At 66.2% G+C, this 10971-nt stretch carries 11 protein-coding genes; 3 read left to right on the top strand and 8 right to left on the bottom strand.

Going from position 1 to position 10971, the window contains the following annotated elements:
* Nucleotides 1-87: 87 nt before the first annotated feature.
* From kdpC to AB4Y43_RS23970, 8 genes are all read right to left on the bottom strand, one after another.
* Nucleotides 88-666, bottom strand: a complete 579-nt coding sequence (kdpC, locus tag AB4Y43_RS24005; RefSeq protein WP_368728946.1) for a potassium-transporting ATPase subunit KdpC — start codon at nt 664-666, stop codon at nt 88-90.
* A gap of 44 nt (nt 667-710) precedes the next feature.
* The gene (gene kdpB, locus AB4Y43_RS24000; protein ID WP_368683894.1) at nt 711-2795 is read right to left on the bottom strand and encodes a potassium-transporting ATPase subunit KdpB; all 2085 of its coding nucleotides are present in this window, start codon (nt 2793-2795) and stop codon (nt 711-713) included.
* Between the two features lie 32 nt (nt 2796-2827).
* A complete protein-coding gene (gene kdpA, locus AB4Y43_RS23995) occupies nt 2828-4633 on the bottom strand; it encodes a potassium-transporting ATPase subunit KdpA (RefSeq protein ID WP_368683895.1) in 1806 nt (601 codons plus the stop codon).
* Nucleotides 4630-4722, bottom strand: a complete 93-nt coding sequence (gene kdpF / locus AB4Y43_RS23990; protein WP_027819619.1) for a K(+)-transporting ATPase subunit F — start codon at nt 4720-4722, stop codon at nt 4630-4632. The genes kdpA and kdpF overlap by 4 nt, the downstream gene beginning before the upstream one ends.
* Complete coding sequence (locus tag AB4Y43_RS23985) at nt 4719-4841, bottom strand: potassium ABC transporter ATPase (RefSeq protein ID WP_069265305.1); 123 nt, start codon at nt 4839-4841, stop codon at nt 4719-4721. Before AB4Y43_RS23985 ends, kdpF begins: the two co-directional genes overlap by 4 nt.
* Before the next feature lie 264 nt (nt 4842-5105).
* On the bottom strand, nt 5106-6080 hold the full coding sequence (locus AB4Y43_RS23980; RefSeq protein WP_368728945.1) for a quinone oxidoreductase: 975 nt from the start codon (nt 6078-6080) through the stop codon (nt 5106-5108).
* A gap of 59 nt (nt 6081-6139) precedes the next feature.
* The gene (locus tag AB4Y43_RS23975; protein ID WP_069265494.1) at nt 6140-6529 is read right to left on the bottom strand and encodes a methylglyoxal synthase; all 390 of its coding nucleotides are present in this window, start codon (nt 6527-6529) and stop codon (nt 6140-6142) included.
* Nucleotides 6530-6630: 101 nt separating this feature from the next.
* Nucleotides 6631-7410, bottom strand: coding sequence for an SDR family oxidoreductase (locus AB4Y43_RS23970; protein WP_069265307.1), 780 nt, complete (start codon nt 7408-7410; stop codon nt 6631-6633).
* Nucleotides 7411-7781: 371 nt separating this feature from the next.
* Between AB4Y43_RS23970 and upp the strand changes: the two genes are divergently transcribed.
* The 3 genes from upp (at nt 7782) to purD (ending at nt 10932) form a co-directional block, all read left to right on the top strand.
* Nucleotides 7782-8432 (top strand): uracil phosphoribosyltransferase, encoded by a 651-nt coding sequence (upp, locus tag AB4Y43_RS23965; RefSeq protein WP_368683896.1) that lies wholly within the window; start codon nt 7782-7784, stop codon nt 8430-8432.
* Nucleotides 8433-8805: 373 nt separating this feature from the next.
* Nucleotides 8806-9534 (top strand): YebC/PmpR family DNA-binding transcriptional regulator, encoded by a 729-nt coding sequence (locus AB4Y43_RS23960; RefSeq protein WP_069265309.1) that lies wholly within the window; start codon nt 8806-8808, stop codon nt 9532-9534.
* 123 nt (nt 9535-9657) lie between these two features.
* The gene (gene purD, locus AB4Y43_RS23955) at nt 9658-10932 is read left to right on the top strand and encodes a phosphoribosylamine--glycine ligase (protein WP_368683897.1); all 1275 of its coding nucleotides are present in this window, start codon (nt 9658-9660) and stop codon (nt 10930-10932) included.
* Nucleotides 10933-10971: the final 39 nt, after the last annotated feature.

Below are 10971 nucleotides of genomic sequence, written 5' to 3'. Positions count from 1 at the left end.
ATGATCGTCTCACCGTGGCACGGAAATGGCAAACCGCACGCGCGACGCGCGAGGCGTCGAGCGTGCGGCGCGGCTCAACGTTCCCGCTCAGCTAACCTCTTTGCCGTCGAGCGCAAGGTTGAGTTCGAGCACGTTCACACGCGGCTCGCCAAAGAGGCCGAACTGGCGGCCCCTCGTAAAGCGGTCCACGAGCGCCTGCACGTCGTTCGCACTCATATGGCGCGCCTGCGCCACGCGCGCCACCTGGTAGGCGGCCGCGGCCGGCGAGATCTCCGGATCGAGCCCGCTGCCCGAGGACGTCACGAGGTCGGCCGGAATGGGCTGCGAGACATCGGTGCCCGCGGCCTTGAGGGCGGCGATGCGGCCTTTGATCTCGTCGGCGAGCGCCGGGTTGGTCGGCCCGAGGTTCGAGGCGCCCGAGCCCGCCGGGTTGTACGGCATCGGCGAGGTGGCCGACAGACGGCCCCAGAAGTACTGGGGCGCGTCGAACTGCTGGCCGATGAGCGCGCTGCCCACCACCTTGCCGTCGACTTCGACCAGACTGCCGTTGGCCTGGTGATGGAACGCGGCCTGGCCGAACGCGGTCATCACGGCCGGATACACGAGGCCGGTGATGACCGTCAGCACGGCGAAGATCACGATCAGAGGACGAAACTGCGATTTCATTTTGGCTTCCTATGTATCTATCCGTGGGCGTCTGCCTGCGCGGCTCAGACCCAGCCGAACGCGGCGAGCACCATGTCGATGAGCTTGATGCACGGGAACGGCAGGAGAATGCCGCCGAGGCCGTAGACCAGCAGATTGCGGCGCAGCAGCGTCGCGGCGCCGAGCGGCCGGTACTTCACGCCCTTGAGCGCGAGCGGAATCAGCATCACGATGATGAGCGCGTTGAAGATCACCGCCGAGAGGATTGCCGACGACGGCGACGTCAGATGCATCACGTCGAGCACGCGCAGTTGCGGATACGTCGAAGCGAACGCCGCCGGAATGATCGCGAAGTACTTCGCGACGTCGTTGGCGATCGAGAACGTCGTGAGCGAGCCGCGCGTCATGAGCATCTGCTTGCCGATCTCGACGATCTCGATGAGCTTGGTCGGGTTCGAGTCGAGGTCGACCATGTTGCCCGCTTCCTTCGCGGCCTGGGTGCCCGTGTTCATCGCCACGGCCACGTCGGCCTGCGCGAGCGCCGGGGCGTCGTTGGTGCCGTCGCCCGTCATCGCCACGAGCTTGCCTTGCGCCTGATGTTCGCGGATCGTCGCGAGCTTGGTTTCAGGCGTGGCCTGCGCGAGGAAGTCGTCCACGCCCGCTTCGGCGGCGATCGCGGCGGCGGTCAGGCGGTTGTCGCCCGTCACCATCACGGTCTTGATGCCCATCTTGCGCAGTTCGGCGAAACGCTCCTTGATGCCGCCCTTCACCACGTCCTTCAGCTCGATCACACCGAGCACGCGCGCGGCGCCGTCATGCATTTCGGCCACCACGAGCGGCGTGCTGCCGCGGCGGGCCACATCGTCCACGGCGTTGTCGACTTCGCCGGGGAAACGGCCGCCATGCGCCTGAACATAGTTCTTCACGGCGTCGGCCGCGCCCTTGCGGATCTCGCGGCCGGGCATGTCCACACCGCTCATGCGCGTTTGGGCGCTGAAAGCGAGGAACGCGGCGTGCAGCGAATGCATGTCGCGCTGGCGAATGTTGAAGCGCTGCTTCGCGAGCACGACGATGCTGCGGCCTTCCGGCGTTTCGTCGGCGAGCGACGAGAGCTGTGCGGCGTCGGCGAGCACTTCTTCGCTCACGCCGGGCGCCGGCAGGAACATCGATGCCTGACGATTGCCGAGCGTGATCGTGCCGGTCTTGTCGAGCAGCAGCACGTCCACGTCGCCGGCTGCTTCCACCGCGCGGCCCGAAGTCGCGATCACGTTGGCCTGCATCATGCGGCTCATGCCGGCCACGCCGATCGCCGAAAGCAGACCGCCGATGGTCGTCGGAATCAGACAGACGAGCAGCGCCACGAGCGCCGTGATCGTGACCACGTGGCCCATCTTCGCGGCCTCGACCGAGAACATCGAGAACGGCAGCAGCGTCGCGGTGGCGAGCAGCAGCACGATGCTCAGCGCGACGAGCAGGATCGTGAGCGCGATTTCGTTCGGCGTCTTCTGGCGCTTCGCGCCTTCGACCATCGCGATCATGCGATCGAGGAACGCTTCGCCCGGGTTCGCCGTGACGCGCACGACGATCCAGTCGGAGAGCACGCGCGTGCCGCCCGTCACGGAGGAAAAGTCGCCGCCCGACTCGCGGATCACCGGCGCCGATTCGCCCGTGATGGCCGATTCGTCCACCGATGCCACGCCTTCGATCACTTCGCCGTCGGCCGGGATCGTGTCGCCGGTCTCGACGAGCACCACGTCGCCGCGGCGCAGATCGGACGCCGTCATGATGCGGATCGGAGCCTTCGGATGCGGCTCGTTGAGCTTCTTGGCCATGACGTCTTTCTTGGCCTGGCGAAGCGACGCCGCCTGCGCCTTCGAGCGTCCTTCGGCGAGCGCTTCCGCGAAGTTCGCGAACAGCACCGTGAACCACAGCCAGAGCGCGACCGCGAGGATGAAACCCGCGGGCGCTTCGGCCTGGCCCACGAGCGCCGCGATCCAGAGGATCGTCGTGAGCACGCTGCCCACGTAGACGCAGAACATCACCGGGTTGCGCAACTGCGTGCGCGGATTGAGTTTTCTGAACGAGTCCACGATGGCCGGGCGCACCAGCGCCGGATCGAACATGGACCGAGTTGCACTATGCTGATTCATTTTCGTTTCGCTCATGTTGCGAAGGCCCCCGTTCAATGCACGCCCATCATGATCAGATGCTCGACGCCGGGACCGAGGGCGAGCGCGGGCACATAGGTGAGCGCACCGACCAGCAGCACCGTGCCGAGCAACAGCACGACGAAGAGCGGGCCATGAGTGGGCAGCGTGCCGCCCGTCACAGCAATGCGCTTCTTGCTCGCGAGCGAACCCGCGATGGCGAGCACCGGAATGATGGTGCCGAAGCGGCCGAACCACATGGCAATGGCGAGCAGCCAGTTATAGAACGGCGTGTTCACGGTCAGGCCTGCGAACGCGCTGCCGTTGTTGTTGGCGGCCGAGCTGAACGCGTACAGGATCTCGGAGAAGCCATGCGCACCCGGATTGGCGATACCGGCCTTGCCCGCGTCGGAGAGCACGGCGATCGAGGTGCCGAGCAGCACGAGCAGCGGCGTGAGCAGCACGACGATCGAGACCATCTTCATCTCGAACGACTCGATCTTCTTGCCGACATATTCCGGCGTGCGGCCGATCATGAGCCCCGCCACGAACACCGCGAGCAGCGCGAACACGAGCATGCCGTAGAGACCCGAACCGACACCGCCGAAGATCACCTCGCCGAGTTGGATGAAGAGCAGCGGAACGAGACCGCCGAGCGGCGTGAGCGAGTCGTGCGCCGCGTTCACGGCGCCGCACGAAGCCGCCGTGGTCGCGACCACGAAGATGCCCGTTTGCGCGATGCCAAAGCGCGTTTCCTTGCCTTCCATGTTGCCGCCGGCTTGCAGCGCGCTGCCGTGCTGGTCGACGTTGAGCGTCGTGAACATCGGATTGCCCGACTGCTCGGCGGACAGCACGCCGCCCACGGCCACGGCGAACGCCACCGTCATCACCGCGAGCACCGCGACGCCCTGCCTGCGATCGCCCACCATATTGCCGAACACGAGGCACAGCGCGGCCGGAATGATCAGGATCGCCAACATTTCGATGACGTTCGAGGCCGGCGTGGGGTTCTCGTACGGATGCGCCGAGTTCGCGTTGAAGAAGCCGCCGCCGTTGGTGCCGAGCATCTTGATCGCGACCTGCGAGGCGACCGGACCCATGGCGAGCGTCTGCGACGTGACCTTCGTGTCCACCGTCTCGGGATTGCCCTTCGCGTCCTTCACCGGGTTGCCCTGGGCGTCGAGCTTCGGCGCGGCGTAGGTCGTGGTTTGCAGCACCGGCACGTCCTGATACGCCTTGAAGTTCTGGATCATGCCCTGGCTCATCAGGAGCCCAGCAATGATCGCCGACATCGGCACGAGGATGTAGAGCGTCGTGCGCGTGAGGTCGACCCAGAAGTTGCCGATGGTCTGTACCGAGTGGCGTGCAAAGCCGCGGATCAGCGCGATCACGACCACGATCCCCGTCGCCGCCGACAGGAAGTTCTGCACGGTGAGGCCGAGCATCTGCGTGAGATAGCTCACCGTTTGCTCGGGCGTGTAGTCCTGCCAGTTGGTGTTGGTGACGAAACTCACGGCCGTGTTGAACGCGCCGTCCACCGTCATCGCGCCGAACTGCTGCGGATTGCCGGGCAGCCAGCCCTGAATGCGCAGCAGCACATAGAGAAAGCCCACGCCGAGCACGTTGAACGAGATGGTGGCGAGCGCATAGCGCTTCCAGTTCATCTCGGCCTGCGGATCGACGCCGGCGATGCGATAGAGGAAGTTTTCGAGCGGCGCGAAGAGCCGCACGACGCGCGAGCGTCCGTCGAGAACGCGCGTCATGTAGCCCGATACAGGCACCGCGAGCGCGAGCAGAATGACGAGGAAAATCCCCGCCTGGAGCAGATTGTTGGCGTTCATTCGATATCCTCCGCGCGCAGCAGCGCATGGACGAGATAAACGAACAGCAACAGCGTTGCCGCCCCCGATAGCCAGAAGATCCAGGTCATGGGCGCACCCCCTTCGCACCTTGATCGCGGCGGTACTGCATGAGCTTCTCGCAGCCCGCGATCAACGCGTATGTGAGCGCGGCGAAAACCACCAGCCCCCCGATATACAGCACATCCATTGTCGTGTTCTCCATTCGCGGATGACGGATGGCTGAAAGTTACCCGCTGCGGCATTAAATCCGGATCAAAGGTCTTGGCGCTCGTATAAAAAGCGCGTAAACGCGGACGCGATCACGGGCCGAGGCACAAAGAAAAAAAGCGCGCAACGTTGGCGTTGCGCGCCTTTTGGGTCTCCATGACGGAGTCAAGAAACGTAAAGGTCGAATCAATGCGCCGGCGCCGGAGCATGTCCCATGCGGCGCAGCAGTGCATCAATGGTCATGTCACGGAATCAGCACGGTCGAACCGGTAGTCTTGCGCGCTTCGAGACCGGCGTGGGCCTGCCCGACGTCCTTGAGCGCGTAGCGCTGGTTGATCGACGTCTTGACCTTGCCCGAGGACACCACGTCGAACAGTTCGGCGGCCATCGCCTCGTAGTCGGCGCGCTTCGCGATATACGTGAAGAGCGTCGGGCGCGTGAAGAAGAGCGAGCCGCGCCCGGCGAACTCCGACGAATCGAGCGGCGGCAGCGGCCCCGATGCATTGCCGAAGCTCACGAACATGCCGAGCGGCGCAAGACAGTCGAGCGACTTCGTGTAGGTGTCCTTGCCGATCGAGTCGTACACCACGGGCACACCCGCACCGTTCGTGATCTCACGCACGCGCGCCGTGAAGTCCTCGCGCGTGTAGACGATCGGATGATCGCAGCCGTGCGCCTTCGCAATCGCGGCCTTCTCGTCCGAGCCCACGGTGCCGATCACGGTCGCGCCCAGCGCCTTCGCCCACTGGCACACGAGCAGGCCCACGCCGCCCGCCGCAGCCTGGATGAGGATGGTGTCGCCAGCCTTCACGCGATACGTGCGACGCAGCAGGTATTGCGCGGTGAGGCCCTGCAGCATGATCGAGGCCGCCGCTTCGTCGCTGATCGCGTCGGGCAGCTTGATCACCTGGTCGGCACGCAGCACGCGCTCCTGGGCATAGGCACCCGGCGGACGCGCGACGTAAGCCACGCGATCGCCCACTTTCAGCGCGCTCACGCCACTGCCCACCGCCGTCACCTCGCCGGCCGCTTCCATGCCGAGGCCTGCCGGCAGCGGCTGCGGGTACAGCCCGGTGCGGAAATACACGTCGATGTAATTGAGGCCGCAGGCGGTCTGGTGCAAGCGCACCTCGCCCTCGCCCGGCTCGCCCACGTCGACATCGACCCACTTCATCACTTCGGGGCCACCGGTCTTGTCGTATCGGATTGCCTTGGTCATCACGTCTCCTTGGTGTTGTCCTGGCTGGTTTCCTGAAATCGGGCTCCGCGGCGCGCGCGTCAGACCGCGTTCTTCTGGCGCAGCGTGAGCACGTCGAGCAGCATGCGCGCCGTCGAGATGTTGGTTGCGCACGGCACGTCGTGCACGTCGCATGCGCGCACGAGCGCGTTGATGTCGGGTTCGTGCGGCTGCGGGGTCATCGGGTCGCGCAGGAAGATCACGATGTCGACGTTGCCTTCCGCGAGCCGCGCACCGATCTGCAGGTCGCCGCCGTGCGGGCCCGAGAGCATGCGCTCGACGTTCACGCCCGTCGCGGCCTCGATGCGCGAGCCGGTCGTGCCGGTCGCGACGATCTCGCAGTGACGCAGCGTATCGACGTATTCGGTCGCCAGTTTGACGATGTCATCCTTCTTGTGGTCGTGCGCGATCAGTGCGACGCGGGTTGGCATGGCGTAACTCTCCTTGACGTGTGGTTTGCGTGCGTAATAGTCGTGATGCGTGTCGTGATGCGGCGCCAAAGGCGCCGCTGCTGCCCAACGCTGACTCGATATCAGTAGGTGCCCGGATAAGCCCCGCCGTCGATCAGCCAGTTCTGCCCGGTGATATAGCCCGCGTGCACGCTGCACAGGAACGCACAGGCGCGGCCGAATTCCTCGGGCGTGCCGAAACGTCCGGCCGGAATCGCCTTCATGCGGCGCGCTCGCGCTTCCTCTTCCGAAATCTGGCTCGCCTTCGCCTGCGCGACGATGGTGGCCTGGATGCGGTCGGTGTCGAACGCGCCCGGCAGCAGGTTGTTGATCGTGACGCCCGTGGCCGCGACCTGGCGCGCCACGCCCGCGACGAAGCCCGTCAGGCCCGAGCGCGCGCCGTTCGAGAGGCCGAGCACGTCGATCGGGGCCTTCACCGACGAGCTCGTGATGTTGACGATGCGCCCGAACCCGCGCGCGATCATGGCGTCGATGGTCGACTGGATCAGCGCGATCGGCGTGAGCATGTTCGCTTCGAGCGCCGCGATCCACGCCTCGTGGGTGTACTTGCGGAAGTCGCCCGGCGGCGGCCCGCCCGCGTTGTTCACCAGGATATCCGGCGACGGACACGCCGCGAGCGCGGCGGCGCGGCCCGCTTCGGTCGTGATGTCGCAGGCCACCGCCTTGACGTCCACGCCCGTGCTCTTGCGGATCTGCGCGGCGGTTTCTTCCAGCGTCTGCGCGGTGCGCGCGACGATCGTCACGTTGACGCCTTCGGCGGCGAGCGCCTCGGCACAGCCGCGCCCAAGTCCCTTGCTGGCCGCGCACACCAGCGCGTTGCGTCCTGCGATGCCCATGTCCATCGTTTTCGTGTCCTTTTGCGTGGATGACCGTCCTGTGACAGGGCGGATACGGCCAAGCCTTGCTCCGTCCCGCCCTGCGACCTTTTTGGGATTCTAGAAGAATCGGGCGCGACGCGTGGAAGGCCGATGGCGCGCGGCCCGGCAACCCGTGAGCGAAGGCGCGTCGCAACGCGCCATGCGCGCGCCGGTGCGCGCATGCTTACCGGTATACTTGCGCCTGTAGCGCGGCCCGGCGCCCTCGCAAGCCTTGAGCGCTTGCCGCGCGGCGGCCCGTGCTCGCCGCCACCGCGCAACCCGGGCGTGCGCTTCGGGCTCGCGCGGCAACGGCACGACCGATTCCCCGATTCCCTCGCAGCCTCGTACGCCCCGCCATGAAACAGGACAGCCGTTTCCCGAATCTCTTCATCCTCGATCACCCGCTGATCCAGCACAAGCTCACGCATATGCGCGACAAGGACACGTCCACGCGCACGTTCCGCGAGTTGCTGCGCGAGATCACGCTGCTGATGGGCTATGAAATCACGCGCGACCTGCCGGTCGCGCCGCGCCGCGTGAAGACACCGCTCGTCGAAATCGATGCGCCGGTGATCGCGGGCAAGAAGCTCGCCATCGTGCCGGTGCTGCGCGCGGGCGTGGGCATGTCCGACGGCCTGCTCGAGCTGGTGCCCTCTGCGCGCGTCGGCCATATCGGCGTGTACCGCGCCGACGACCATCGCCCGGTCGAGTACCTCGTGCGCCTGCCCGACCTCGAAGACCGCACCTTCATCCTCTGCGATCCGATGGTCGCGACGGGCTACTCGGCGGCGCACGCCATCGACGTGCTCAAGCGCCGCGGCGTGCCCGGCGAGCGCATCCTGTTCCTCGCGCTGGTGGCCGCGCCCGAGGGCGTCGACGTGTTCCAGAAGGCCCACCCGGACGTGAAGCTCTACGTGGCGTCGCTCGATTCGCATCTGAACGAGCACGCCTACATCATCCCGGGCCTGGGTGACGCCGGCGACCGGCTCTTCGGCACGAAAAACTAACAGCTGCGCCAAGCTTGCTCAGGGGCGGCCGGCGAAAACGGGCCGCCCTCTCCCCCTACCCCGCCTTGGCCGGGCGCACCCGATCCCGCCCCCTTAGCACCCTCTGCGGCCGGCGTAACCGGCAATCGTCTGGCGTTACGTTACGTAGGCAGGCGAAGCCGGACGGTCCCGGCGTGATAAAATTCAGATCCACCTGAACGGGCGCTGCGTCCCATCCTGCCGGCACATCGTGCTGCGCGGCCGTGACGTGCGAGGCACGCGCAACATTCACGCGCGCCGCGCGAACGACGCGCGAAGGCCGCACCCGGGAACATCGCAACGACAACAGCACATTGCACACTGCACGCGCATGGCGCGTGAGACGGAGAAAGGTATGGCGGGTCATTCGAAATGGGCCAACATCAAGCACAAGAAGGCTGCTGCTGACGCGAAGCGCGGCAAGGTCTGGACGCGGCTCATCAAGGAAATCCAGGTCGCGGCGCGCATGGGCGGCGGCGATGCCGACACGAACCCGCGCCTGCGTCTGGCCGTCGACAAGGCGTACGACGCCAACATGCCCAAGGACAACATCAACCGCGCCATCCAGCGCGGTGTGGGCGGTGTCGATGGCGCGAACTACGAGGAAATCCGCTACGAAGGCTACGGCATCGGCGGCGCGGCCGTCATCGTCGACACGATGACCGACAACCGCACCCGCACGGTCGCGGAAGTGCGCCACGCGTTCTCGAAGTTCGGCGGCAACATGGGCACGGACGGCTCGGTTGCGTTCATGTTCGATCACGTCGGCCAGTTCGTGTTCGCGCCGGGCACGCCCGAAGACGAGCTCATGAACGCCGCGCTCGAAGCGGGCGCCGACGACGTCGTGACGAACGACGACGGCTCGATCGAAGTGGTCTGCCCGCCGTTCGACTTCACGAAGGTGAAGACCGCGCTCGAAGCCGCGGGCTTCAAGGCCGAAATGGCCGAAGTCACCATGAAGCCGCAGAACGAGGTCGAATTCACGGGCGACGACGCCGTGAAGATGCAAAAGCTGCTCGACGCTCTCGAAAACCTGGACGACGTCCAGGATGTGTACACGAACGCGTCGATCGCCGAGGAATAAGGCGTCGGCGCGGGAGGCCGCGTCGAGGTCTGGTTCGGCCCCGCCTCCTGCTTGCGATTTTCACGGCCGGCGCACTGCGCGCCGGCCGCAACTGTTTCTGGTCTTGGTCTTTCGGGGATTCTCATGAAGTTACTCGTCGTCGGTTCTGGCGGCCGCGAACATGCGCTGGCGTGGAAGCTCGCGCAGTCGCCGCGCGTGCAGCTCGTCTACGTCGCACCCGGTAACGGCGGCACCGCGCAGGACGAGCGGCTCGCCAACGTCGACATCACGGATATCCACGAGCTCGCCGATTTCGCCGAGCGCGAAGGCGTCGCCCTCACGGTGGTCGGCCCCGAAGCGCCGCTCGCCGCGGGCATCGTCAACGTGTTCCGCCAGCGCGGCCTGAAGGTGTTCGGCCCGTCGAAGGAAGCCGCGCAGCTCGAAAGCTCGAAGGACTTCGCCAAGGCGTTCATGAAACGCCACAACATCCCGACGGCGGCCTACGAGACCTTCTCGGACGCCGCGGCGGCGCACGCCTACGTCGAGAAGAACGGCGCGCCCATCGTCATCAAGGCCGACGGCCTGGCTGCCGGCAAGGGCGTGGTCGTGGCGATGTCGCTGGAAGAAGCGCACCAGGCCATCGACATGATGCTCGCCGACAACAAGCTCGGCGACGCCGGCGCGCGCGTGGTGATCGAGGAATTCCTGACGGGCGAGGAAGCGAGCTTCATCGTCATGGTGGACGGCAAGCACGTACTCGCGCTCGCCTCGAGCCAGGACCACAAGCGCCTGCAAGATGGCGACCAGGGCCCGAACACGGGCGGCATGGGCGCCTACTCGCCCGCACCGATCGTCACGCCGCAGCTGCACGCACGCGTGATGCGCGAAATCATCCTGCCGACCGTGGCGGGCATGGAGAAGGAAGGCATCCGCTACACGGGCTTCCTCTACGCCGGTCTGATGATCGACGCGCAGGGCAACCCGAAGACGCTCGAATTCAACTGCCGCATGGGCGACCCCGAGACGCAGCCGATCATGGCGCGCCTGAAGGGCGACTTCTCGAAGGTCGTGGAGCACGCCATCGCCGGCACGCTCAACCAGGTCGAGCTCGACTGGGACCGCCGCACGGCACTTGGCGTCGTGCTCGCCGCGCACAACTATCCGGAAACGCCGCGCAAGGGCGACCGCATCAGCGAGATCCCCGCCGAAACCGACGATTCGGTGACGTTCCATGCGGGCACGCAGATGGTGGACGGCAAGCTCGTGACCTCGGGCGGCCGTGTGCTGTGCGTGGTGGGTCTCGCCGATTCGGTGCGCAGCGCGCAGAACGTGGCGTACGAGACCGTGAACCGCATCTCGTTCGACGGCATGCAGTATCGCAACGACATCGGCTATCGCGCCGCTGGGCGCAAGCAGTAAGCGCAGCGCTTTGCCGGGGCCGCCCGCTTCGATGCGGCC

The organism is Paraburkholderia sp. BR10872 (genome assembly GCF_040965835.1).
Taxonomy (GTDB): Bacteria; Pseudomonadota; Gammaproteobacteria; order Burkholderiales; family Burkholderiaceae; genus Paraburkholderia; species Paraburkholderia nodosa_A.
Note: the sequence above shows the minus strand (reverse complement) of the source record. Positions and strands in the feature narration are given on the sequence as shown.